Below are 25,798 nucleotides of genomic sequence, written 5' to 3'. Positions count from 1 at the left end.
CGTTTTTTTTGATAAAGTGCGTACATTAATAATTAGAAAGATTATTCAGTAGCTTCTTGTTTTGCGGTGTTCTTCTTAAATGAATCGTGATTTAAAATCAAATTAAGTATTACGGCTGTTACGCTACCAACAACCACGCCGTTGCTCAACATTAACTGCCATTCTGTAGACAAGTGCTGGAAGATTTGAGGATAAACGGTGACACCGAGTCCCAAACCAATCGACATCGAAGCAACCATTAAGTTGCTGTTCTTGGAGAAGTCAACCTTCTTCAAGATCTGAATGCCTTGAACACCGACCATACCAAACATGACGATCATTGCACCTCCCAGGACAGCTGAAGGAATAATCGTGGCAATGGCCGCAAACTTGGGTAAGAGTCCTAGTAAAACAAGGAAGAAGGCGGCGAAATAGACAGGCTTACGAGTTTTAACACCAGATAATTTCAGTACTCCGACATTTTGTGAAAAAGTTGAGTATGGGAAGGTGTTGAACAAACCACCTAAAACGGCGGCAATTCCTTCAGCACGGTAACCACGCTTCAAGTCATTAGTTTTTAACTTCATCCCGGTCACGTCACTGAGCGCAAAGTATACCCCAGTTGATTCAATCATGGTGGTGATTGAAACTAGCATCATTGTCACGATTGAAGACGTGTTGAAAGTTGGTACGCCAAAGTAGAAGAATTGCGGTAGGTGGAACCATGAAGCCTGCGCCACTGGGTTTAATGAAACAATTCCCATTGCTCCGGCAATTAATGAACCAGCTACGATTCCAATCAGAATGGCGATAGATTTAATGAACCCCTTGGCAAATGCGTTAACAGCAATAATAATCAAAATGGTAATAAAACCGATGGCTAGGTTGGAAACACTACCAAATGATTTGGCAGTTACATCGCCGCCACCAAGATTTTGAAAGCCAACTGGTACTAGTGTAAAACCAATGACAGTAATTAGAGAACCAGTCACAACTGGTGGAAAAAGATTTTTAATTCGAGCAAATAATCCGGCAATCAGGAATACAAAGATGCCGGCACAAATAATCGCACCATACATGTAAGTAATCCCCAGTGTGCCACCAATTGATTCTAATGGTGACACTGCCTGGACAGCACAGCCTAAAACAACCGGTAGACCAATCCCCGTTAATGGGGTGGTGCGCAGTTGTAGCAGTGTTGCAATGCCACACATGAAGATATCTGCTGAAACTAAATAGGTCATTTGGGCAGAATTAAAGTGAAGTGCACCACCAATTAATAATGGTACTAAGATATCACCAGAATACATCGCCAATAGGTGTTGAATCCCTAAAATGATGGCTTTCCATGTTGATACCTCACGAGATTTAGCCTGTGCTTGTGAATGAGTCGCACTAAGAGTTACAGCAGCTTTCAAAATAATCCTCCTAGGTGCAATTGTCTGAAAATAAAAAGGACTCTTTTGCCTGCATTAATGCATAGGCAAAAAGAGTCCAACTCAGTTTGCTTATAGTCCAAAGTTTACGGTTTTGGGTAGAAACTTACCGCCCGTATTGCGGCATTATATAGGCAATTGCGATTTAATTTATAACTGAATGTTACCACCGAAAAAATACGGAAACAAGGTAAAAATTGGGAAATCTACATGTAAACGATACCAAGTTAGAATACAATTAGAACGGTAAAGGAGACGATTTTAATGACGAATATTAAGGTAATTAAAGGTGACATCACCACCATGCACGTGGACGCAATCGTGAATGCAGCAAACACTACCTTATTAGGAGGTGGAGGCGTTGATGGGGCGATTCATCGAGCCGCGGGACCAGAGCTACTGGCTGCAACGATGAAATTGCACGGTGCGCAGACTGGCGAAGCAAAAATCACGGCTGGTTTTCGGCTGCCGGCTAAATATGTGATACATACTCCAGGACCAATTTGGCATGGCGGAAATCAAAACGAAGCACAGTTATTACACAATTCTTACTTTAATAGTTTGACACTTGCGGAACAAAACAACTGTCATACGGTGGCTTTCCCATCAATTAGTACCGGTGTTTTTCACTTTCCTTTGTCACAAGCAGCGAAAATTGCGACAGAAACGCTTCGTGATTTTTTGGAGACAGCAAAGACTGTAACTGAAGTGACAATGGTGTGCTTTGACGACACAACGTTTGCTGCGTACCAAGATGCGTTAACTCAAATTAATCTCTAGATGTATATGAAGCAATATCATTAATTAATTTGGTTAAACGAATACCAAATTTACGTGGAATGTCAGATTGACTGGTTTCTTGAAGTGCGATAAAGGTTCTGCTCGTGGCTAACCTGATCGCCTGTGGCAGAGGTTCTTCATTTAGCAAGTAGCCAGTTAGTAATGATGCAAATACGTCTCCGCTACCGTAGAAGTGACCTGATAAGATTGGCCTACCAACGAATTGAACTTGACCGTTATCGTTGATCCAAGCACAGCCCACTTTGTTTGAAAGTACAATGCCAGTAATAACAGCGTGTGCCTGCGGTTTGAGTAATTTTTGAAGGGCATTTAACAATGGCAGTATTTGATCTACAGTGTTGATTTGGTTTGTGGACAACCCAGTCAAAAACTGCGCTTCGGTCAAATTAGGGACGATCACATCGGCAGCTCTGATGAATTTGCGCATGTGCTCAGGATAATCAGATGGCAACTGCGGGTACAGGGATCCTTGATCACCCATTACTGGGTCAACAACTATTAGGTTACGGGGATGTCGTGTAATTACCTCAGCTAATTGGTCAATGATGCGGTTAGAACCTAAATAACCAGTCAGTGCACCACTAATCTGGATCTGTTGTTCTTGCCAATGCTGTAAAGCACGAGGTAAAAAGTCGGATAATTCTATTTTAGCAGGTGTACCAAATTCTTCGGTTTGTGTCGACAATAGACTGGTCGGTAAGATGGCTAGGGGCTGACCGAAGGCCGACAAAATTGGTACTGAGACACCCATTGAAAGGGTGCTGACTGCCGACAAGTCCTGTGCCACCATAAATGGTGATGTTTGTTGGTGAGACATATCATCTCGCTCCTTTGGTGAAATCATGAAAACAAGACTATCTAGCTGGGGACTGTAATACAGTTCACATCCAGATAGCCTTGCGGGCGTTAACGTAAATCTAAAATTATAATTTTAAAGTCTTTTTTAGTCGTAATCCCAGTGGTAAACCAATTACAACGCCAACGATTCCTTGAACGATGTTCATTGGTACACCGGCTAACCCAGTTGGAATTTTGTATAAAATGCTGTCTGTGACAAAATACCCAAATACCATGAAGGCGGCACCCAGTACCATGGCTAAGATTTGCATCTTGCGACTCTTATTGTAACCTAACCAACCGAAAATGAATCCCTCAAGTCCGTGGACAATGAGTGAAAAAAACATATAGTTGGCGTAACCGGATATCAGGTCAAGTAAGAATCCTGATAAGCCGCCCACAATCAGGCCATCCCGTTTCCCGTATAGGATAGCTGCAATAGCAATGCCGGCATCACACAGATTGATATATCCGTGAGTCATTGGTACCGGAATAATAAACATACGTGAAATAGCAACGGTCACCGCCACCAGCATGGCGGGGATGATCACGCGTTTCACCGAATAACTTGATTCCATAATCCTTCTCCTTTAAATCTCTCTTATATAATTGCTACAAACTCATTATAACCATATTTATACGCGAGTAAACGAATAAAATGAGAGCTAGATTAAATTATTAGAATCTTCTATCCGCTTTCACAAAATTTTGCCTCATAATTTTATGTTATTGCTATCAGCTGGGATCTAAATGTAGTAGGATGTTATAGGAAGTTTCATGTTCGAAAGGGGGAGGGGCTAAATGAATAAGTATCGTTTACAGGCCACCGTCTTTGTTTTGGTGGCTTTTATGTTGGGCTGTAACGAATTCATGGTTGTTGGGGTACTATCGGATATCGCCAATCAGTTCAACGTTTCCATTGCGACAGTCGGTTACTTGGTTACCGTTTTTGCGACGGTGTATGCCATTTGTACGCCTGTGATAACCGTCTATTCCAGTCGATTTAACCGATATAAAACACTGATGGTGTTGATGGCGGTGTTTTTTATTGGTAATACGTTTAGTGGCTTTGCACCAAATTATTTTGCACTGGTGGTTTCACGAGTGATTACTGCGGCGGTTGCCGGTTCGATTATCTCATTAATCATGACGTTTGCTAATTCAATTGCGCCTCGCCACAAACGGGCAATGTTGGTGTCGTGGATCTATTCCGGATTTAGCATCGCTTCAGTTATTGGGGTGCCACTGGGAACGACGATTAGTACAAGTTATGGCTGGCGGTATACATTTATCATTATTTCAGGAATTACAATCATCACCTATGTATTGCTTGCGTGGCTATTACCAAGACAGGTGCCACAAGTTAGAAGTACGATGCTAAAGCAGCTGGTGCTATTAAAGGATCCACGAATCTATATTAGTGTCATCACGGTCTTGTTTTCCGCCGCTACGTTGTATGGATATTACACTTATATCAGGCCCTTACTTACCACTGGACTTGGATTTAGTGTTGATAGTCTGAATTGGTTACTGTTCTTAATTGGCATTATGAATATTATTGGTAACCAATTATCTGGTCAATTAGCAAATCATGCCGGTCTTAAAAGTATTCCATGGGTTTATGTCAGCATTGTGATTATGCTAGTTATTATGCCACTAACGATGGGTATCAAATGGCTTGGGTTGGTGTTCTTAATGATTCTCGGCACAACCAATACACTTCAGAGTGCACCAATGCAAATCCACTTTCTATCGGTCGGTGAACGCGACTATCCACAAGCTCTGGTATTAGCATCGTCGTTAAGTTCAATCTTCTTTAACTTTGGTATTTCACTAGGTTCGGCCACCTCTTCAGCACTGGTTGATGTGATTGGCCTGGACAAGTTACCATTGGAAGCCGCAGTGTATGCCGCACTGACGTTAATTTTTGCTATTACATTAAATCGCGTTATCAAACGCCATGACGAGAGGAGTGCTCATGAATAAGTATCGTCTACAATCAATTGTTTTTGTTCTTACGGCCTTTATGCTCGGTTGCAACGAGTTTATTATGATCGGGATTATCTCCGATATTGCCCACCAATTCAATGTTTCCATTGCCATTGTTGGTTATTTGGTGACTATTTTCGCGACCGTTTATGCGATTAGTACGCCATTAATTACAATGTTTACCAATAACTTCAATCGGTTCAAAACGCTGATGGTCTTAATGGTGATCTTTTTAATCGGTAATACCGCAACGGGATTAGCGCCCAACTATTTCACACTGATTTTGGCGCGGATGCTAACGGCGGCCTTGGCTGGTTCCATTATTTCTTTAATCATGACGTTTGCGAGCAGTGTGGCTCCCCGTGAAAAACGACCAGCGTTAATTTCGTGGATCTTTTCAGGGTTTAGTATTGCATCGGTTTTTGGTGTGCCAATCGGTACTGCGATTAGTACTGCGTATGGCTGGCGAAATGCGTTCTTGATTGTCACGGTGATCAGTGTGATCACACTCGTTTTGCTTTTCCTCCTGTTACCACGAGATATAAAACAAGTTAGTGGCTCAATGCGTAATCAATTAACTTTAATGAAGGATTCTCGCATATATCTGGGAGTCATTTTGGTTTTATTTGGTGCAGCAACGATGTACGGGTATTACACATACATCAGACCGCTGTTAACCACAGAATTGGGCTTTAGTTTGAATTCACTTAATTGGCTACTATTTTTACTAGGATTAATGAGCATTTTCAGCAATCAATTATCTGGCCAAATTGCCTCACACGGTGGGCTAAGAAAGATGCCCGGAGTGTATGTCGCAGAAATTATTCTTTTAGCGGTTTTGCCATTTACACTTCATCTGCAAATTCCAGGACTACTGGTGTTATTAGTGCTCAGTCTAATTACATCAATGCTCAATTCGCCAATTCAATTACATTTTTTGAACGTTGCGGAGCAAGATTATCCACAATCAATTGTGCTGGCGTCATCGTTGAACTCAATCTTCTTTAATTTTGGTATTTCATTAGGATCAGCGACTTCATCAACGATGGTTGATATGGCCGGTGTCCACAATATTGGGTTTGGCGCGGCTGTCTATGCACTGATAGCATTGGTCATGGTGATTTTACTGAATAAGGCAATTAAGAGTCACAGTAACTTTGGCAGTAGCCATGATCTAGATATCTAAGTAACAAAAAAGAGTTGCTCTACACGAGCAACCCAAATACATATTATTGATTTAAATTGATGAATGCTGTAATGAATTATTTTTACTCATATTAGCAGCATATTCGTTTTCCTCAGAGATCAAACGAGCACGTTCCTTCTTGTTATACCAAGGGGAAATAGTGAATGCTAACACATCATTAGCAAGGTATACGGCACTGTTGATGAACATTGCTAGTGTAGCTGATCCTTGACGGAACGAGATGTACCACAGGACCATTTGTGCCAATCCGGAAGCAATCCACCAAACGTATTGGTTGTTGAAACGCAAGAAGCAAATAACACCGGCAGTTAGGCAGATAGCAAAGCTGATGGCATCAATCCAAGGACGAGGGTCATCGGTTAGGGCACCAATCAGGTAACCGGACACAACGTAAACGACTGCTGTAGCAACGATCGCAACTAACCAGCTTCTGCCGGTAAACTTACGAATTTTAGATGCCATGTTGACGTTCCAGTTGGCACTGATGATCACGGGAATGTCCAAAGTTAGCATGTAGGCAACCTGCTCGCCGATTGATAGGTAGTTCTTGGCCGCAAAGCCAGTAATGATGAAGCAAATTGCTGAAATTACACCAAGCCAACCATTAATTGACTTAGCTGCATTGATAGCGAGAACACATAATACACCAAGAGTGGTTCCAATAAAGGTAATAATTGTTAAAGGTGTGATCTTCGTTCCGACTAAAGTCATGATTTGACAGCCAAGACTGAAGTAGAATAAGTAATAATTCTGCTGTGGCCAACCTTTCAACTGGTGACCCAAAAATTTAAAGTAATTGATCATAATAGCTCTTTCCCCTTAACAAATTGTATTTGCCACAATACAGTACTATATATAGTGGCTACTGATTTAAAATACACAACATGTTGTGTTTCTCTTTTCGCGACGTTTTCTAGTATAACACGTTATTGCTCCTGAGCAATAGTTAAATTTTCGAATAATCGACTGATAATTATGAACACATCCTACTAGAACAGTCTAGCAACGAGCCTAAAAAAATTATATTTGGAATATTTTGATACATAAATTTGGAATTCATTAATCTTTTGACAAAATTGTCGCAATTTAACAAAGATGTGATACGATTACAAAAACAATCTTCATGTGATTTTGTAAAAGTGGGGAGCTTTCCATCATGAAAAATGACGTTCATTTCTGCCCGAAATGTGGTGCGAAATTAAACGGTCAACCTAAATTTTGTCCAAAGTGCGGGTATCAACTGACGCAGATTAATGAATCAGAAGAAACACCTTCGAGAAGATCAAATCCAAATAAAAAACCACCGAAAAAAAGACGGTGGCGGGTAGTTTTAGTAACATTAATTATTTTATTACTGGCAATTACCATCGCTTACTTTGTGGGACGGACGATTAAGAACACCCAAGTTGGTTCGGCCAGTTCATCGCATTCCGCCACTGTGCACCACATTAAGGAAGGCGCTAATTCCAGTAACGATTTTAGTGACGAATCAACTTCCAGTGGTGATCAATCAGACTCTTCATCATCTGAATCCGGTGATCAGCTGGATGCAAGCACACTAAATGCGACCCAAACGGCTGCCGCAATTACTTACTATGCTGATCAAAATGGTATTTGGCCAGGAATGGTTAGCGCTGGTCAACCTGGCGGTTTAACAGCCACTCAGACTGCCAATAATATTAATTTATCTAATGAAGACAGTGGTAATGATAGATATGATGTGACCACCAGCAGTTCGTCGTCAGATGAAACCTACTCATACGTAGTTAACGGATCGATGGTCTATTTTTACGTTATTCCAAGTGATGCAGCCACGGTGTACACTGATAACTCGCTGAGTCCGTTAGCGAGTGTCTCACTGTCAGACATTGTTCAGTATGCGAACGATAATTCGGCAGCTCAAACTGTGGAAGATTTAGCCTCGCAGACGACGGTCACTGGCAGCTAAATCTGAACATTAATTATTTTGACGTTGTATTGGTCATCCGGCGCGGTGACTGAGACAACGTCATTTTTGGTGTGGTTGGTAAGCGCACGACCTAGTGGTGAATCAAATGAAAGCTTCTTATTCTTGAGATCAGCTTCTTGCTTACCAACAATTGTATACGTTTCTTGAAATTCGTCATCTAAGAACTCAATAGTTACTTTTTTACCGATATCAATTTTGCCTGATGCACTGGGCTTAACAATTTGGGCATACTGCAACTGTTTATTAAGAAATCGGAGGCGACTTTCTAAATGACGCAAATCTCGTTTAGCCGCACTGTACTCAGCGTTTTCAGAAAGATCACCAAGAGCGCGTGCCTCTTGTAGCTGTTTAATTTTAGCAGGGCGATCTTCTTTTAGTGCTTCAATCTCAACTTCGATGTCGTGATAACCGCCTGCGGTCATTTTATTAAAGTATGGTTGCATACATATAACTCCTCATAAAATTAATAACTCGATTATAGCTCACTCACGTTGTGGGTTAAATAAGTGCGTACTGGAATGGTAATGTTTCGATTTTTGAGTTGACAAATGTAAACGTTGAGTGTAAATTGATCTTATCAGTTACAACCGTAAACGGAGGATAACGAAAATGGATAGCACAAGTACACAAACAAAAATTGATGATATCACGCCAGCAGAATGGGAACTCATGAGAATCGTTTGGACGAAGGGCTCGGTCTACAGTCGAGAATTAATTAGTCTAATGCAGCAAAAGCGTGACTGGTCTGACTCAACAATTAAAACGTTGCTAAGACGACTAGTCCAAAAAGGATTACTTAACACAGAAAAAGAGGACCGCAAGTTCAAGTACACAGCTGCGGTCGAAGAAATTAAGGCCATGGATGTGACAGCTCGACAGTTGTTCGATCATCTGTGTGCGATGAAACGCGGGCAAACATTAGTGAACTTAATTGATCATTTGGAACTCAGCCAATCTGATATTGAGAGTTTACAAGCTGTGCTGACTGAAAAGAAGAAGACGGCACCGGAAACAGTTAAGTGTGATTGCCTTCCTGAAGGCATGGATGAAACGTGCGACTGTAATTAGACGGGGATGAGAGAATGGAGAACGCACAATTTAAAATTACTGGAATGGTATGTGCTAGTTGTGCACAAACCATTGAACAAGCAGTTCGGAAACTGCCAGGAATTGATGAAGCAAACGTTAATTTAGCGTCTGAACGGATGCAAATTGAATTCGAAAATCAAGCAGTGACACCAGCACAGGTGATTCAGGCGGTAGTGAATGCTGGTTATGGTGCCGAATTGGCGGGTGAACTGACCAAAGAGAGTGATCAGCATGATCGACAAGCAAAACAGATTGAATTAGGCAAGCAGAAGCGATCAATGATTAGTGCGTTGGTTGTGGCGGTCGTCTTAATGTACGTCGCTATGGCTAGTGATCTGCATTTACCGATGATTAATTGGCGCAACACGCTATCTATGGCCAGTGTGGAGCTCTTGTTGAGTTTACCAATTATTTGGTTAGGTCGTAGTTATTTGATTGCCGGTGCTAAGGCGTTAGCCAACTTACACCCAAATATGGATTCACTGGTGCTAGTGGGGACGGCGACGGCTTGGCTTTACAGTGTGGTTAACACGGTTATTATGGCAGTCAGTGGCGCGGAACAACCGTTATACTATGAGGCTAGTGGCACAATCTTAGCTTTGATCATGTTGGGTAAGTACATTGAAGCGTTGTCGAAACAAAAAACAACCAATTCTTTGACATCGTTGTTAACACTAATTCCGGCGACTGCGGAAGTTGTCGGTGATAGCGGGGATGTTACGACCGTCGACGTCAATGACATTCACGTTGGTGATCATGTGCTGGTTAAATCTGGCCAATCAATTCCTGTTGATGGAAAAGTTCTGACCGGGCAAACAACGGTTGATGAATCGATGCTGACGGGTGAAAGTATGCCCGTCACAAAGATGACCGGCGATCCGGTGGTTGGTGGCAGTATTAACAAAAATGGTCAAGTAACTTATGAAGCAACACATGTGGGTAGCGATACGGCATTGGCTCACATTGTTAAGCTCGTATCAGATGCGCAGGGTTCCAAAGCACCAATTGCGAGGTTGGCCGATCGTATTTCCGGTGTGTTCGTCCCTGTAATTATGACGATCGCATTATTAGGGGCTATTGCCTGGTTGATCAGTGGTCAATCGCTGGCCTTCTCGCTGACAATCTTTGTATCTGTTCTTGTGATTGCTTGTCCATGTGCACTAGGACTTGCCACGCCGACTGCGATTATGGTCGGTACGGGAAAGGGTGCTCAGCATGGTGTGCTCTTTAAGAACGGTACTGCATTGGAGCAGCTAACTCAGGTAAATACCGTTGTATTGGATAAGACGGGAACAATTACTGAAGGTCAACCACGTGTCACCTCAATTGAGACGAATCATCAAGATACGTCAACAGTGTTGCAGCTGGCGGTTAGTCTTGAATATTACTCCGATCATCCCCTAGCAGCCGCAATTGTTGAAGCAAATGATCAACAACGTTTGCCGGTTGAAGGTTTCAAAACGCGTCCCGGGTTTGGTTTAACCGGAACGATTGATGATAAGGTGATTGCTGCCGGTAATCAGAAGCTGATGGCGGAACAAAATGTTGATGTTTCATCATTATCTGCGACAACAGATCGTTTAACAGTGCAAGCTCAAACCTTGATTTATGTAGCTAGTGATCATGAACTGATGGGCGTGATTGCGGTCGCTGATCCAGTCAAAGAGGATAGTCGAAAGGCTGTGCTACAGCTGAAAGAGCGGGGATTGAATGTGGTAATGTTGACGGGCGATAATCGTGCCACAGCGATGGCGATTGCCCAGCAAGTTGGTATTACTGACGTGATTAGTGATGTGCTACCCGATCAAAAGGCTGCTGCTATCCAACAAATTCAAACGGATAACACACGGGTCGCAATGGTCGGTGATGGTATTAATGACGCACCTGCCCTAGTGCAGGCGGATGTCGGAGTAGCCATTGGCAACGGCACTGATGTGGCAGTTGATTCGGCTTCAGTCATTTTGATGAACTCAGATTTAAGTTCACTGGTGACAGCACACCGTCTCAGCCATGCGACGATGACTAACATTAAAGAGAATCTGTTTTGGGCTTTCTTTTATAATGTGTTGGGCATTCCTGTTGCGTTAGGTGTTTTGTATCTTTTTGGTGGTCCGCTGTTGAACCCGATGATCGCTGCAGCGGCGATGGGTTTCAGTTCAGTGACCGTTGTGTTGAATGCATTAAGGTTGAACCGATTTAAGGTTTCGAAAAACGAAAGGATGAATAAAATGAACAAAGTTGCAGTTGAAGGTATGATGTGTCAGGGTTGTGCGGATACAGTTACAGAAAAATTAGGGCAAGTTGTGTCAAATGTGAAAGTTGATTTAGATGCTAAGTCAGCAACCTTTGATGGGGATGCTAACATTGATCAGTTGAATCAAACGTTAGCTGATACCCCTTATTCGGTTAAATAAAATGTCCGAATCAATCAGCACTGACCAACTGGCAGTACTGTTGGCGCAATCACAAATTAATCTGATTGATGTGCGAGAAACATTTGAGTTTAATGTTCAGCACATCGATGGTGCGGTGAACCATCCGTTGAGTGAGATTGATAAGTGGGACCAACAGCTAGATCATAATCAAAAGTATTATTTGATCTGTCGCTCCGGACACAGATCGAGCCAAGCACAAATAACGTTAACACAACTTGGTTTTGACACTGTGAATGTCGAAGGTGGCATGTTGAACTGGCATGGGTCAACTGTTTAGCCTCGACTGATTACATAGATGGCGCTATACTGGTTCATAATTGAAGGGTGGCGTTCACATGGCAGTGCTTGAGGTAACAGATCAAAATTTTGCAGACGAAACTGGGACTGGGTTAACGGTCACTAATTTTCACGCAACATGGTGTGGTTCATGCCAAATGATGACGCCAATCATTAGTAAGTTAGCGGAAGAAATGAATGGCACGGTTAAATTCGCCAACATGGACATGGACCAAAATCCCTATGTAGCTCGGTATTACGGTATTAAGAGTTTACCAACAATGTTAGTGCGTAGAGATGGTAAGGTCGTGAAGATCATTGTCGGTGTTAGGTCTGTTAGTCGATTGAGGGCGGAGATTAAGCAGTTAGAGTGAAACAAGAGATGCCCTGACCCGTCTCCAATAAGTAGTAAAAGACTAAATCGTCTCGGTTTTTGAGATGGTTTAGTCTTTTACTGCTTATTGGATGTGGGTCAGTCTCTTGTTTCACGTTTCGGCTAAACTGCATGAAACCAATCTAAAAATATCACTATAAAAAATCACCCAAGCAATATCCACTTTGCTTGGGTGATTTCGTCGGTGTTAGATTGTTGGAAGGTTTGAAACTTTGGGTGTGTTATGGTTGAAGCTTGTCTAGCTATGCTCCGAAAACCAGTTCATTCCGCTTAACCCAGTAATATCAATCATCCCAAGCCCAGGGATAATTAATATTACTTCATTAATGCTCATGAACTACTCGGTTTTCTCCGCACACTTATTTTGCTTTATAATCAAAGTCCGTAAACGTGGCCTTTGCTCTATTGAACTGACCCATATCAATTGTATCTAGTGCAATGAAGTTACCCGTAAAGCCACCAGATAGGAAGCTTAGATCAATGTTATCATTAACGATCTTATGTTGATCGCCATCCGTGAATGAAACTGATCCGCTTAAACCAGTGACGTCAATTTGCATGTTAATAGCCGCATCACTAATCGCAATTGGTTCGGTCAAAATTTTGAAATCACTCTTGACTGCCTGAATTAAAGTTATCGCACGGCCCACTTTTTCATCGTGCGTGATAGCTAGAAACAGGTAGTTATCAATATCTAGATAAAGGCCTAACCCCGCTAACTGCATATAATTAGTCGGTTGAAATTCTACCGTTACGCTGGTGCTGAAATTAAAGTCGGTCTGACGTTTAGCAATCAGGTGCTGGTCGAATTCAGACTGTGGTGATTGACCACCGGCGAGTGTCACACCATGACCGGTCAATTGTAGCCAATCATCAGTCGGCATCTTGCGGAGAGTATTCCAGTGCTTGAAGTCGATCTTACTGTCAGTAAAATCATCATGAAAATCGTGGGGCTCAACTACGACATCAGTATCAATTGGAACCGTGTAATAATCATCCGGTTGATTAGTGCCGTTTGACAATCTTAACCAGTCGTCATCAGTCCAATAGACGTTTTGGATGGCTGATTCACGTCCTAGTAGTGTAACATCGTCTTTCAGTGGACGTGTTGTGAGGTGAGCCATGTACCAGTTATCGTTATCATCCCTGACGATACTGGCATGCCCAGCGTTTTGCAGTGGAAGTTTTGGATTATCTCGTGAAGTTAACATTGGGTTTTGCGGATCAAGTTCGTAAGGCCCAGTGACATTTTTTGATCTAGCAACTGTTACCTGGTGGCCTGCTTCAGTGCCGCCTTCCGCAGTTAGCAGGTAGTAGTAACCGTGATGCTTGTATATTTCAGGTGCTTCAGTCTTTTTAGCCTCTGTACCATTAAACAAGACTTGAGGATCACCTTTAACATCAAGCGTTGACGGATAGAGTTCCTGAATTAGAATCCCAGCAGACTTGTTATGTGTTGACATGCGATAGTCCCAGTACTCATTCAAAAAGTAAATCTTACCGTCATCATCAAAGAAAATTGATGGATCGAAACCTGAACTATTAATGTACTTGGGTTCGCTCCAAGGACTATCGATACTGTCAGATGTAATAATGTAGTTATTAACATCTTTGTAGGGGACCCGAGTGCTTTTGACATCGGTATAGATTACATAGTACTTGCCATTATGGTAAGCGGCAAAGGGAGCCCAAATCGAGCAACCTCTGGTATTACCGGTTAGATCAATATCAGTAAGAATTGAAGTGCGGTAAGACCAATTAGCTAGATCATTCGATTGATAAACTCGGATTCCCGGCATGAATTCAAACGTTGAAACTAACAGATAATAAGCATCTTTTCCTCTGAACAAGCATGGATCGGGGTTGAACCCTGGCAGAACCGGGTTAGCAACTTTTACCATGAAATCACTCTTTTCATATACAAATATTTCAAAATTAATCTTGTGAATCTAATTCCTTAGCGTTACGTGCCTTTAATTCAGCGGAAATCTTAGCATAAGTATCCTTGTCCAAGTTGTAGAACTTCATTGAGATAATGGCGATGAAGTAGATAATGATTGGAATAATTGTGGTTGCAAGCACGATACCGTGAATGGCCCCAGCACTTTGATGTTGGACACCTTCAACGTAACCAGTCATGGATAATACCAATCCTGGAATCATACCGCCTAGAGCTGTACCACACTTAAACACGAAACCAATAATGGCATAAATCATCCCGCCCATTCGTTTGTTAGTTTTCCATTCACCATATTCAACGGTTTCAGGAATAAGAGCCCACATGTATGCACTGATCATCCCATTACCAACAGATGCAATTCCACGTGAAATAAAGATTAAAGCAATCCAACTTGGTTGGCAGAAGAATAATCCAGCCATACCAATGATATCGCAAGCAACGGATACAATAATTAGTTGAAATTTTGTCATCTTTTTTGCTAACCATGGAATAATAGGAATAAATGCTAAAGCTGGTAATGTACCCGCCAGTGAATACCATTTAACTAAATCAGCACGGCCAACATAGTAGGTAACGTAATAGATACCAGTTGAACTAACAATTGATTTAACACCATAGATAACAAAGAAGAAGATACATAGGACAACTAATGGACGATTTACTCTGAATTGTGCGAAGACATCTTTTAATGATATCTTTAAATGTGTAGGTGGAGTCTTTACACGTTCATGAGTTGTACCAAAACAGATAAGCAATAGTACACCACCAATGGTACCCATGATGACCATTGTTAACTGCCATGCTTTGGAAAGACCAACAGATTTTGTCATTGCATCTGCTAAAAATGGAACACCAAATGCAACGATAACTTGACCAACATTTGCTAAGAATGTCCGGTAAGTAGTTAAACTAACGGATTCTTGTTGATCATTGGTCATAGCAGCAGTTAAAGCACCATAAGGCACATTGACAAATGTATAGCACACATCCAACAAGATATAGGTGGCATACGCATAAATTAACTTAGTTGCACCCTGAAATGATGGACTTGAAAAACAAAGAACAGCCAAAACAGCAAATGGAACAGCACCATAGAGCAAGAATGGACGGAAACGACCAAATCTTGTATTTGTGTGATCAATGATGAAACCCATGATGGGGTCTGAAAATGCATCTACAAATCGCACAATCAGAAACATTAAGGCTGCGGCTGCAGCACTTATACCGAAGACATCGGTATAGAAAAATAAAAGATAGCTAGAGATACTGGCATAGACTAGGTTACAAGCCATATCACCTAATCCAAACCCGAACTTTTCACCCGCCGATATTTTACCAATTGGGCGAATTTTTTTTGAACTGGCGTCCATGTGACGACTCCTCCTTAGTTAATTGAACAAATCAATTACGTGCAGAATTCGAAAAGCGCTTTCAAAAATATCTCAAAAAAAATCTCCATTGCAATGGGTAAGAGATGCTAAATTAATGTTAACGTTAACATTAATTTGATAAACACACATTAACATATAATTTTTAGAAGTGCAACACTAACTTATGGCAAATATAAATGGCTATATCACCAGTATAGTAAGCGGTTACTGAAATGCGACGAGATTTAAAACTGAAAATATTTTGAAATAATGTTAACGTTAACATAAATATTCTGTTTGTTGGTACAGATATCAAATGTTTAGAAACTAATAAAAGAGTAGTAGATCATCTAGATAAGAATGATTTACTGCTCTTTTAACTATACTGTTAGTGTTTTGACAAATTTAAATTTTAGCCACTGATTCTCTAATAATTAACTTAGTAGGTAATGACTGGAACAGACGAACTTTTTTGGGACTTTCAATTGTTGAGATCAGCCGTTTAATTCCTAAACTGGCCATTTCAGGAATCGGATTAGAAATTGTTGTTAATGCGGGGGTGCTCAATTTTGAATAACTGTTGTCATCAAAACCAGTAATTGACATTTCCTCAGGAATTTTAATGCCTTTTTCGTAGCAAGCACGAAAAGCACCAATGGCCATATCATCATTAGCACAGACGACACAAGTTGGCCTGATTTCCTTAGGCAGTTCTAGAATTTCTTCCATTAAGTTCTTACCGGTGATTGGACCAAAATCACCGATCTTGATTGCATCATCAACCAGTTTTAAATGGTTGGCAACACATCCTAGTTCAACACCACGTCGTCTTTTAATTGTGTTTTCATAAGAGGGTGGGCCTTCAATAAATCCAATTCGTTTGTGCCCTTGCCTAGCAATGTAGTTGATAGCATCTAGGATACCTTTTTCATCGTCTGCGTAGATATTGTCAATCTCTGGATTATCCATTGCACGGAGGACGACGACCATTGGAATGTTATTATTTTTTAACTTGTAAATGAATTGGTTATCAGCAGCAGATTGACTAACTACCAAAATTCCATCAAATCGATTTTTAACCTTTTGATCGAAGCTCTGAATACGATCGATTCCCTCGACCGATAACAGGTAGTTTTCCGGTAGAGAATCGTGAATGTTACTTATGATATCTGATAGGTAAGTAGACATATCAGTATGAATACTTGAAAGAAAGACGCCAATCACGAACTTCTTGTTTGTGACTAAACCGCGGGCACTGATGTTTGGTGCATAGCCAATGTCGTCAGCAATTTTAAATATTCGCTGGCGTGTTTCTTCTTTAATGACCGCTTTAGGATTAAAGGCTCGTGACACGGTAGTCATGGAAACCCCAGCGATTTTTGCGACTTCTCGAATTGTTACCATTGGAAAACCCCTCAGAGTGTGACGGAACGCGATTTGAAGCCGTGGGATAAGACATGATTGGAAATCGATTGCGTTTTTTGCAATTGATTTCCAATCATGTCTTATCCGTTAGGCTTCAGCGTTCCGGAACACGTTTAATCTATATAAAGCTAAGGAAAACAACCAAATCTTCCCAAATTAACCTGACAACATTCTACCATAATTATCCCAGCATCCTCGTCCTGACGACTAAGTTAAATATTTCAAAGTAAAAAAATAGTAAAACTAAATAATGTTACCGGTAACATATAAGCACAAATTCATCCCAGTAAAAACCGCTTTAGAATAAGAATACAACCGATTTAACAATCGTGACGCTAATCACATATGCAATTATTTTTTAGTAAAAATGTTGATCCACTAGGATTTAGTTTCAAAAAAAGCGTTGACAAAAATATGATAAGGCTTACAATGAAACCGTTAACAAAAATAATTTATTGCTATTTTAACGAAGCGCTTCGTAAAAATTATTATTCTTGTTAAGTCGTTGGTTTGTTTGGTGTTTGAAATTTTATATTTTTTTCGGATAAAATGTTACCGTGTGCATTTAGAGCCGAAAAAGGGAGTGAAAAATAATGAGTGACAATCCAAGTACAGGGCATCACCGCGAGCCGTCAATGCCGCAAAAGATGGTCGATGCTAACTATAGTAAGCAAATTCCCGTAACGCAAAAGATTGCTTATGGGTTTGGGGACTTCGGTAATGGTTTCATGTTTGACTTAGGTCAAGCATACCTGACTAAGTTCTGGACCGATGCCGCAGGTATTGGTGCCGGTGCCGTTGCCGGTATCTTCGCATTTACAAAGATTTTCGATGCATTTATGGATCCAATTGCTGGGACTCTTATTGATAATCGTAAGAACATTGGTAAGCAAGGTAAGTTCCGGCCAGTCATGATGTTGTCAGCTATTATTCTTGGTATTATGACTGTCGTTACATTCTACATGCCACTAGGCTTATCTGGTGGTGGCAAGATCGCGTACGCATATATTGCATACATGATCTGGGGCTTGTTCTATTCATTTACTAATGACCCTTATGGATCACTGGCGTCGGTTATGTCGCGTAACCCACAAGATCGTAGCTTCATGGCTACTTCACGTCAGATTGGTTCAGTTGGTGCCCAATTCATCGCCGGTGTTGCATTTATTCCTTTGATGGAATTGCTTGGTGGTGGTATGGGTAGCAGTAACGAACGTCATGGCTACTTCTGGACAGCCGCAATCTTCGCATTTATCGGTGTATGTATGTTCTTCGTTTGTTTCTTAGGAACAAAAGAAAACGTTAAGATCGATCGTAAGAAGACTGACAAGAGTAAGAGTGGTAACGCCGCTAAGGATTACTTAAAGGTTGTCTTTACTAACGGACCTTTGTTTACAGTTATCCTGATGACTTTGTTCACTATCTCAGCCATGAACACTAACAACACGATGATGGTTTACTTTGCTCAATACAACTTGGGTAACATTAACTATCAACCACTTGTTAACTCAATCATGATGGGTGTTTCTATCATTGCTATCTTCTCAATTCCATTCCTTACTAAGGCATTTGGTAAGAAGAAGACAACAGTTGTTTGCTTGGTTATTTCTGGTTTAGCTAGTCTTTTGAACTTTGTTATGCCAACTAGTCCTACAACATTTATTGTTTTGGTTACAATTGGTTACGCTGCAATGTGTATCCCTAATGGTATTACTTGGGCCTTCGTTTCTGACGTTATTGATTACGGGGAATGGCATACTGGTATGCGTAAGGAAGCTATCACATACGCTGCCTTCAACTTTTCACGTAAGATTGCTCAATCATTAGCTGCTATTGTCAGTGCTGGTATTCTTGCCATCACTGGTTACGTTGCAAACGCACATCAATCTTCAGATACTTTATTAGGTATCAAGGGTGCGATGACTCTTTACCCTGGTGCATGTATGATTATTGCTGCTATTGTTATCGGTCTTCTTTACAAGTTGAATGACGATCGTTTCGAAAAGGTTGCTACTGATCTTGATAACGGCAAATGGGAACATGGTACTATCGGTGATAATGACGATAATGAATAATCTTTAATTAGACTATTTAAAAAAATTTATGGAGGTAATTTGATGAGTACAAGTAAGTATATTGATGACGCAAGAGAAATCTTCGCCGCAAATGGTGACTATTCAAACCTAAGTGACAAGGATGTCTATGTTCCATCAATTCAGGTTGATCGTACAAATGTTTACTTCATTTCACATGCTAACAATGAAAAGAAATTAGTTGTTTTTGAAAACGGCAATACAATCGGTGACTTTGACGCCGAAGAAACAGAAGTTGCCGGCGCAGGCAAGACTTTAGTTGTTGCACCTTTAACTAAGGCTAACAACGATGCCATTGCAAAGCGTTTCCAATGGGTTAAACCAATTTCACGTCATGGCTACAAGTACACCTTTGGTTTAGGTGATCGTTTAGGCAATGCTTCAAACGCTCACTTACGTTTATTCAAAGGCCGTGGCATCTTCCCTATCTTAGGCCAACAATCAATTCGTGAATTGCTTTTGACTGACCGGACAGAATTAGATGTTGTTACTTCAGCTGCATGGGCAATCTTCGAAGAAGGTTACACAACTGGATGGGGTGCTGATGGCGACCACGTTAAGGAACCTTATGAAGTTGAATATGCCGTTGAAAGTGGCTGCACCATGATCACTTTGGATGCTACTAAGAAGATCCACAACGAAATTGCTGATCTATCTGATGAAGAATTGGATGCTAAGTTCAATGCTTTGGATGATGACTATGTTAAGTACTTCAACGACACTTACTTGGACAAGACATTCGATCTTGGCGACGGTGCAGAAGTTCACTTTACCAAGAAAGATGTTGAACAATCAGTATTAATCTTCTTTGACGCCGTACTTTATGGCGAATTCATCTATCATCGTTTCATCGAACCAAACAACTTGGACTTCGAAATTTCAATGGATGAAACTATCGTGCCAACAACTCCAGCAAACCATTACTTCTTTGCTAACGAATTGCACGAAAAGGGTATCACTCCAGAAACTTTGGCACCTAAGTTCTATGGTGAATTCCAGAAAGCCATCGATTACATTGGTGACTTGGATCGCTTCGAACGTGAATACAAGATTCACCAAGCTATTTCAAAGCACTTTGGCTACCGTGTAAGTATTCACTCAGGTTCAGATAAGCTTTCAGTATACCCAATCGTTCACAAATTGGACGACGGTACTGGCTGGCACGTAAAGACTGCCGGAACGAACTGGCTTGAAGCTATGCGTGTTATCGCAAAGCATGATCCTGAATTGATGAAGGAAATGTACTCATATGCCTACAACCACCTGCAAGATGTTAAGCCATTCTACGTCTTCACTGCTGACAAGGACAACTCTCCTAAGCCAGAAACAATCAATGACAGCAACGTTATGTCATTGCTCAGTGATGACAACCCACGGCAAATCATCCACACTATGTATGGGAACTTGTTGACATATCAAGAAAGCTTCCGTTATGTCTTCCGTGATCGTTTCTTCAAGGTATTGACTGATCACCAAGATCAATATGATGACTACTTGAACCGTCACATCTCAGAACATATCGACTTACTACAAGGTAAGGCTGCTTCTAGAGACGAAGTACGTGCAAAGTACGAACCAAAATAATGTAGCGCTTGATCGCTAACACATTGATAAGTCTGTTTTTCCTGCGGGAATCGCAGGCTTATCGTTTTCAAAACGGTGTGTTGTTATGACAGATACAAATTTCTAAATAACCGATAAAAATTAAGGAGAGTGTATTTCACATGGCATTACTAGACGACAACTTTTTGTTACAAAATGACATGGCTGTTAAATTGTTTAATGACTACGCAAAAGATATGCCAATCATCGATTTCCATTGTCATTTAAACCCAGAAGAAATTTACGAGAACAAGAATTATCCAAACATCACACGGATTTGGATTAACGAAGACCATTATGGTGATCACTACAAGTGGCGCTTAATGCGTGCCAATGGTGTTCCTGAAGAACTCATCACTGGTGACGGTGACGAATATGAGAAGTTCCTTGCTTGGGCAGGAACGATTGAGAAGTCAGCTGGTAACCCATTATACGAATGGACTCACCTTGAATTACGTCGGTTCTTTGGTATCAATGACACCTTTAACCGTGAGAGCGCTCCAGCAATCTGGGAAAAGGCTAACAAGTTATTAGCCACAGATGCATTCAAACCACGCAACTTAATCAAGGATTCAAATGTTAAGGCTGTCTGCACCACTGATGACCCAGCTTCAGACCTTAAGTATCACAAGTTATTGAAGAAAGAAGAAAAGGAAAACGGCTTCCGTGTTCTTCCTGCAATGCGTCCAGATGGACTGATTCAAATCTTCAAGCCTAACTACGGCGAATACTTGCAGACACTTGGTAAGGCAGCTGGCGTTGAAATTACTGATTTCAAGAGCATGATGAAAGCTGTTCACCAACGCTTTGAATTCTTCAATGAAATGGGTGGCCGTTTATCAGATCACTCATTGTGGACATACCACTTTATTGAAGCTAGCGAAGCAGAAGTCAACGCTATCATGCAAAAGGGTATCAAGAACGAAGAACTAACTGATGATGAACAAGATAAGTACCTCACTGCTTTACTTGAGGAACTCATGAAGTACAACAAAGAATTTGATTGGACAATGCAGTTCCACATCAACTCAGTTCGTGACTTGAACCGTCCTATGTACGATCAACTTGGTGCCGATACTGGTTACGATGCCGTTGGTACTCAACCAGATATCGCATTGCACATCCAAAAGCTATATACCAAGATGCGCAACACTAACGACATTCCAAAGTCAATCTTCTATTCATTGAATCCTAATGACTGGATGGAATTGGCCACAATGATGGGTGCCTTCCTCGAAGGTGGCGTTCAACGGATGCAGTTAGGTGCCGGCTGGTGGTTCAACGATACTGCCGAAGGTATGCATGAACAACTACGGGTATTTGCACAAGAAAGTTTGCTTCCTAACTTTGTCGGTATGCTGACAGATTCACGGAGCTTCCTATCATACCCACGTCATGAATACTTCCGTCGTGTATTGTGCAACTTCTACGGCGAACTAGTTGAACAGGGACGTGTTCCTGATGACGAAGAATACCTTGGTAAGATTGTTCAAGATATTTCTTACAACAATGCTTACAACTTCTTCGGATTCTTCAATGACGCTACTCCAGAAGAATTATTCGGTAAATAAGTTAGACAGTCTGTGTTAAAAAGGAGTTACGTGATTAAGGTTGCGTAACTCCTTTTTTTCGTCGAGGGTGTTTACGTGGAAGAAAGGTTGGGCTAGTCAAATGGGCTTTATAGTGTGTGGTTTGGATTCCTTATTATGTGGGGCCATTAACTAGAGGAACGCCTTTGTTTTCCAACAGACTAAACTGGCTGCATGAGGCATATCCGACTGTCTAACACAGAATAATGAATACTCCCAAGTGCAGGGACTATCCATTATTCTACGTTAGTCAATCGGATATAAACGCCTCACTCCGCACCAAATAAAACTGGCTACACAGGGCATATCCGGAGTTCTAACACAGTCCAGGGGACAACTCCAAACCCGGGAGTTATACCCTGGACTACGTTAGCTCACCGGATATAACCGCCCTGTTCTGCACCTAATTAAATCTAAAGCTGTAAAAACGTGTTGCATTACTCTATAATTCATTATATGTATACATGCTTCAAGGCTAAGGGAGTTGAGTATTATCGCCTCAAGTAAAAAAGATGCTACAATTCGAACAATTGCAAACATTGCTGGTGTGTCACACACGACGGTATCGCGCGCATTAAATGATAGTGCGTCTGTAAAAGAAAGTACTAAAACTAAAATTAAAGAAATCGCCGAACAGTTAGGATATGTTCCTAACCTGAATGCCAAAGGGTTGGCAAGCCAGAAAAATTACTTGATTGGTGTATTTTTTACCAGTTTAGGTGTCGGAACTTCTGACAGTTTTTTGTCCGACGTTGTTCATGAAATCAACTTCAACTTACCTTCTGAATACTCGATTTCCATCAATAGTATGGAGGAACGAGACAAATCCGCTTCAGCTCAAAAATTTGATGGGGCGTTAGTGATCAGTCAAGCTAAGTCAGATGACAAGTCGATTGACCAAATTTTTAATCGTAATCTACCCTTGGTGGTTTTAAACCGGCCAATTGATCGCAATGATATTCCTAATATTACGGTTGATGAATATGTTGGCTCTAAAGCGATCACTGACTACGCTATAAGACTTGGTCACAAGAATTTCGGAATTATTCGTGGAGAGAATAACTTTGCTTCTAGCCATCTGCGTGAGCGAGGGTTCCGTGATGCATTGGACGAAAGTGGCCTCGACCTTAATCCGTCATTTGTTGCAAATGGTAACTATTTACCTAAGAGTGGGTATTCAGCCATGCGTGAGATTCTTTCAGGTGGTACACACCCAACTTGTGTATTCTGCTTGAATGATGAAATGGCGATTGGTGCGATTCGTGCTTGCTCTGACTTGGGCTTCCGGGTGCCAGAGGATATTTCGATCTATGGGTATGATGATACGCGTTACTCAAAATACCTACTACCAGCACTCACAACCGTTAATAAGCCGACTGATCTATTGGCTCGTAAAGGTATTAAGTTGTTAACCAAGATGCTGATGGGTGAGGAACCGGTCCGTTCGAATGTTCGAGAGGCAATTGAACCAATTCCGATTATTCGTAATTCGGTCGTTGATTTGAGAAATAAATAAGTTAGTTACGTGGGAAATGAGGCAATTACCTTGTTTCCCACGTTTCGTTGAATGCCGTTTTACGATACAATGTAACCATATTGCTCGCTGTCTTTTTGTGAAGCACGATGAAAGGTGACTAACCACATGGCGAAAATGAACTATGAACAAAACAAGCAGCACGTTGCTGAATTTGTGGCATCGAAAAATTTTAAAAGATTAACTGACAATCAGCAGAAATATGCTGAATTAATTTTGAATCGAATTAATGAATTTATGGAAAAAGAATCTGAACGAGATGATCAACATTGGACAGCACCAAGCTTGAGAAAAGTTTTGTCTGGCGGTTTTTCGTTTGATCAAACTTTTTCTGATAACAAATATAAAGTAGCTATTGTACCGGTCTTGAAGAGCTACATTAAATATCTGGGGCTAAAAAATAAAGATGCACTGGATAAAATGTTAACGGATAACAGAGAAAAGATCATTTACAACAGAGATTTTCAAATTAATCAAATCGTCGGTAATTCAAATATCAGCGATATTTTTTCCGATGACGATGAAGAATGGGAGAAGATTGATGATGTCTTACAATTGATCCCTGATATTGAAAGCAAGCTGGTTAAAAGTTCTGAGTTCAAGAAAATCGATTTGGATGAAGAATCTAAGATAAATATTGCGTTTATATTTATGACTGATTTAGCCGGTCAATTGGATCAGATGCCAACAGAATGGAATGCTGATGGGCTTGGCATTGTTCTGACACAAATGTTGCCAATTGATGTTCAAATTGAAGAAGATGATATGCAGTTTATAGTGCCGGTTATCCGTTCTTTGATTAACAGTTTATCAGCTAACGATCAAATATCGGTAAGACAGGCTTCTCAGCTGTTAACCGCGTTAAGTGATCTAATGCCAATTATCGATCAAGTGATCTCAATGGATGATATGGGTCGTCATGTGATGGCCATGGGACCATTTATTCAATCTCATATTAAGGGCGAACCCACGGATGAAAAGATGCAAAATTATGTCATGGAGCATATGGATGAAGTAGTTGCTTACATGAAGTGGTTACAACCGTGGATCGAAGACCTGAATGTTGAGGATGAATTGAGTGATCAGGATATTATTATGGGTATTACTGACGATGATATGTCTGATCTTTCACCGAAAGAATTACAGAGAGTTCGTGATACGAATGAAATGGTAGCTCGTAAAGAGGCTAAATCGTTTGCTAAATCAGAATATTTTTCGAAGTTGTCTAAGGGTGAAAAGGCCGATGCTCAAGATATTATTGAGTCAACCGCTGATTGGATGTTTGATGTAGCTCAGCAGCAATTAACAGATTGGACACCTGATGCATTTGAAGATGTTTTGACCATGGTGATTCCAGGTAAGGTGACGGCGCCGAAGGAATATTTTGAACATATCATTCCTGTGTTGATGCAATTTGTTGGGTATGAAGGTATCCAAAGAAATATGCAATCTGCTGGTGATTTACTAGAGGTTATTGGTGATAATTTAGAAACCGTTGTTAAAAATTCACAGGATCCTAAGATGTGGGGATCAGGTAAACAGGTGGGGATGTCAATGATGGATGCTGGAGTTGATCCTACTGATGAAAATGCGGTTAATAAATTTATTATGGACTATAATCAACAACTTGGTGTTGGTCAGATGGCAGAACGTAGGATTCCTGAGAAAAAAGAGCGTAAGGTGATTCCATTTAGTAAGAAAAAACGTGGGAAAAGGAAGAAACGTAAGAAGTAAAATATTTTAAAATGAAGCTAAGATTTTTTTCTTGGCTTATTTTATGCTTTTATAAGTAAGCGTTTACATTTGCTACGTA

At 40.9% G+C, this 25,798-nt stretch carries 21 protein-coding genes and 1 riboswitch; of the genes, 13 read left to right on the top strand and 8 right to left on the bottom strand.

What is annotated here, in order from left to right:
• Positions 1 to 41 precede the first annotated feature (41 nt).
• Positions 42 to 1,397 (bottom strand): nucleobase:cation symporter-2 family protein, encoded by a 1,356-nt coding sequence (locus tag FD16_RS04950; RefSeq protein ID WP_010621252.1) that lies wholly within the window; start codon positions 1,395 to 1,397, stop codon positions 42 to 44.
• Between the two features lie 73 nt (positions 1,398 to 1,470).
• Positions 1,471 to 1,569, bottom strand: a riboswitch (purine riboswitch).
• 110 nt (positions 1,570 to 1,679) lie between these two features.
• On the opposite strand from FD16_RS04950, the gene FD16_RS04945 reads away from it, so the two are divergent.
• Positions 1,680 to 2,195 carry an O-acetyl-ADP-ribose deacetylase gene (locus FD16_RS04945; protein WP_010621253.1) on the top strand — a complete coding sequence of 172 codons (516 nt, stop codon included), beginning with the start codon at positions 1,680 to 1,682 and terminating at the stop codon, positions 2,193 to 2,195.
• Here FD16_RS04945 and FD16_RS04940 read toward each other — a convergent pair.
• Together FD16_RS04940 and FD16_RS04935 are read right to left on the bottom strand one after the other, a co-directional pair.
• On the bottom strand, positions 2,185 to 3,033 hold the full coding sequence (locus FD16_RS04940; RefSeq protein WP_010621254.1) for a PfkB family carbohydrate kinase: 849 nt from the start codon (positions 3,031 to 3,033) through the stop codon (positions 2,185 to 2,187). The two genes, FD16_RS04945 and FD16_RS04940, sit on opposite strands and share 11 nt — an antisense overlap.
• A gap of 106 nt (positions 3,034 to 3,139) precedes the next feature.
• The gene (locus FD16_RS04935) at positions 3,140 to 3,631 is read right to left on the bottom strand and encodes an ECF transporter S component (protein ID WP_010621255.1); all 492 of its coding nucleotides are present in this window, start codon (positions 3,629 to 3,631) and stop codon (positions 3,140 to 3,142) included.
• Positions 3,632 to 3,854: 223 nt separating this feature from the next.
• Between FD16_RS04935 and FD16_RS04930 the strand changes: the two genes are divergently transcribed.
• Both FD16_RS04930 and FD16_RS04925 read left to right on the top strand, forming a co-directional pair.
• Positions 3,855 to 5,039: an MFS transporter gene (locus FD16_RS04930; RefSeq protein WP_010621256.1), complete on the top strand. Its 1,185-nt coding sequence runs from the start codon at positions 3,855 to 3,857 to the stop codon at positions 5,037 to 5,039.
• A complete protein-coding gene (locus tag FD16_RS04925; RefSeq protein WP_010621257.1) occupies positions 5,032 to 6,228 on the top strand; it encodes an MFS transporter in 1,197 nt (398 codons plus the stop codon). Before FD16_RS04930 ends, FD16_RS04925 begins: the two co-directional genes overlap by 8 nt.
• A gap of 51 nt (positions 6,229 to 6,279) precedes the next feature.
• On the opposite strand, the gene pnuC is transcribed toward FD16_RS04925, so the two are convergent.
• On the bottom strand, positions 6,280 to 7,053 hold the full coding sequence (gene pnuC, locus FD16_RS04920) for a nicotinamide riboside transporter PnuC (RefSeq protein ID WP_010621258.1): 774 nt from the start codon (positions 7,051 to 7,053) through the stop codon (positions 6,280 to 6,282).
• Positions 7,054 to 7,405: 352 nt separating this feature from the next.
• On the opposite strand from pnuC, the gene FD16_RS04915 reads away from it, so the two are divergent.
• Positions 7,406 to 8,197 (top strand): zinc ribbon domain-containing protein, encoded by a 792-nt coding sequence (locus tag FD16_RS04915; protein WP_010621259.1) that lies wholly within the window; start codon positions 7,406 to 7,408, stop codon positions 8,195 to 8,197.
• Here the strand turns inward: FD16_RS04915 and greA are convergent.
• Positions 8,194 to 8,661, bottom strand: a complete 468-nt coding sequence (greA, locus tag FD16_RS04910; protein WP_010621260.1) for a transcription elongation factor GreA — start codon at positions 8,659 to 8,661, stop codon at positions 8,194 to 8,196. The two genes, FD16_RS04915 and greA, sit on opposite strands and share 4 nt — an antisense overlap.
• A gap of 166 nt (positions 8,662 to 8,827) precedes the next feature.
• On the opposite strand from greA, the gene FD16_RS04905 reads away from it, so the two are divergent.
• The 4 genes from FD16_RS04905 to FD16_RS04890 are packed head-to-tail and all read left to right on the top strand — an operon-like array spanning position 8,828 to position 12,392.
• Positions 8,828 to 9,286 (top strand): CopY/TcrY family copper transport repressor, encoded by a 459-nt coding sequence (locus tag FD16_RS04905; RefSeq protein ID WP_010621261.1) that lies wholly within the window; start codon positions 8,828 to 8,830, stop codon positions 9,284 to 9,286.
• Between the two features lie 14 nt (positions 9,287 to 9,300).
• Complete coding sequence (locus tag FD16_RS04900; RefSeq protein ID WP_010621262.1) at positions 9,301 to 11,721, top strand: heavy metal translocating P-type ATPase; 2,421 nt, start codon at positions 9,301 to 9,303, stop codon at positions 11,719 to 11,721.
• Between the two features lies 1 nt (position 11,722).
• Positions 11,723 to 12,019: a rhodanese-like domain-containing protein gene (locus tag FD16_RS04895; protein WP_010621263.1), complete on the top strand. Its 297-nt coding sequence runs from the start codon at positions 11,723 to 11,725 to the stop codon at positions 12,017 to 12,019.
• A gap of 58 nt (positions 12,020 to 12,077) precedes the next feature.
• Positions 12,078 to 12,392, top strand: a complete 315-nt coding sequence (locus tag FD16_RS04890) for a thioredoxin family protein (RefSeq protein WP_010621264.1) — start codon at positions 12,078 to 12,080, stop codon at positions 12,390 to 12,392.
• Between the two features lie 379 nt (positions 12,393 to 12,771).
• Here the strand turns inward: FD16_RS04890 and FD16_RS04885 are convergent, their stop codons facing one another.
• From FD16_RS04885 to FD16_RS04875, 3 genes are all read right to left on the bottom strand, one after another.
• Positions 12,772 to 14,313, bottom strand: coding sequence for a glycoside hydrolase family 43 protein (locus FD16_RS04885; protein WP_010621265.1), 1,542 nt, complete (start codon positions 14,311 to 14,313; stop codon positions 12,772 to 12,774).
• Positions 14,314 to 14,347: 34 nt separating this feature from the next.
• Positions 14,348 to 15,742, bottom strand: a complete 1,395-nt coding sequence (locus FD16_RS04880) for a glycoside-pentoside-hexuronide (GPH):cation symporter (protein WP_010621266.1) — start codon at positions 15,740 to 15,742, stop codon at positions 14,348 to 14,350.
• Positions 15,743 to 16,147: 405 nt separating this feature from the next.
• The gene (locus FD16_RS04875) at positions 16,148 to 17,146 is read right to left on the bottom strand and encodes a LacI family DNA-binding transcriptional regulator (RefSeq protein ID WP_010621267.1); all 999 of its coding nucleotides are present in this window, start codon (positions 17,144 to 17,146) and stop codon (positions 16,148 to 16,150) included.
• A gap of 656 nt (positions 17,147 to 17,802) precedes the next feature.
• Here FD16_RS04875 and FD16_RS04870 point away from each other — a divergent pair.
• The 5 genes from FD16_RS04870 (at position 17,803) to FD16_RS04850 (ending at position 25,719) form a co-directional block, all read left to right on the top strand.
• On the top strand, positions 17,803 to 19,242 hold the full coding sequence (locus tag FD16_RS04870) for a glycoside-pentoside-hexuronide (GPH):cation symporter (RefSeq protein WP_033385507.1): 1,440 nt from the start codon (positions 17,803 to 17,805) through the stop codon (positions 19,240 to 19,242).
• A 42-nt stretch (positions 19,243 to 19,284) separates the two neighbouring features.
• Positions 19,285 to 20,844: a tagaturonate epimerase family protein gene (locus FD16_RS04865; protein WP_010621269.1), complete on the top strand. Its 1,560-nt coding sequence runs from the start codon at positions 19,285 to 19,287 to the stop codon at positions 20,842 to 20,844.
• 140 nt (positions 20,845 to 20,984) lie between these two features.
• Complete coding sequence (gene uxaC, locus FD16_RS04860) at positions 20,985 to 22,433, top strand: glucuronate isomerase (RefSeq protein ID WP_010621270.1); 1,449 nt, start codon at positions 20,985 to 20,987, stop codon at positions 22,431 to 22,433.
• Positions 22,434 to 22,935: 502 nt separating this feature from the next.
• Entirely contained in the window at positions 22,936 to 23,967 is a 1,032-nt protein-coding gene (locus tag FD16_RS04855; RefSeq protein ID WP_010621271.1) for a LacI family DNA-binding transcriptional regulator, read from the top strand.
• 126 nt (positions 23,968 to 24,093) lie between these two features.
• Entirely contained in the window at positions 24,094 to 25,719 is a 1,626-nt protein-coding gene (locus tag FD16_RS04850) for a hypothetical protein (RefSeq protein ID WP_010621272.1), read from the top strand.
• Positions 25,720 to 25,798: the final 79 nt, after the last annotated feature.

The sequence above is a fragment of the Paucilactobacillus suebicus DSM 5007 = KCTC 3549 genome, assembly GCF_001434475.1.
GTDB lineage: Bacteria > Bacillota > Bacilli > Lactobacillales > Lactobacillaceae > Paucilactobacillus > Paucilactobacillus suebicus.
The sequence above is the reverse complement of the archived record's forward strand: the minus strand, read 5'-3'. Positions and strand labels throughout refer to the sequence as shown.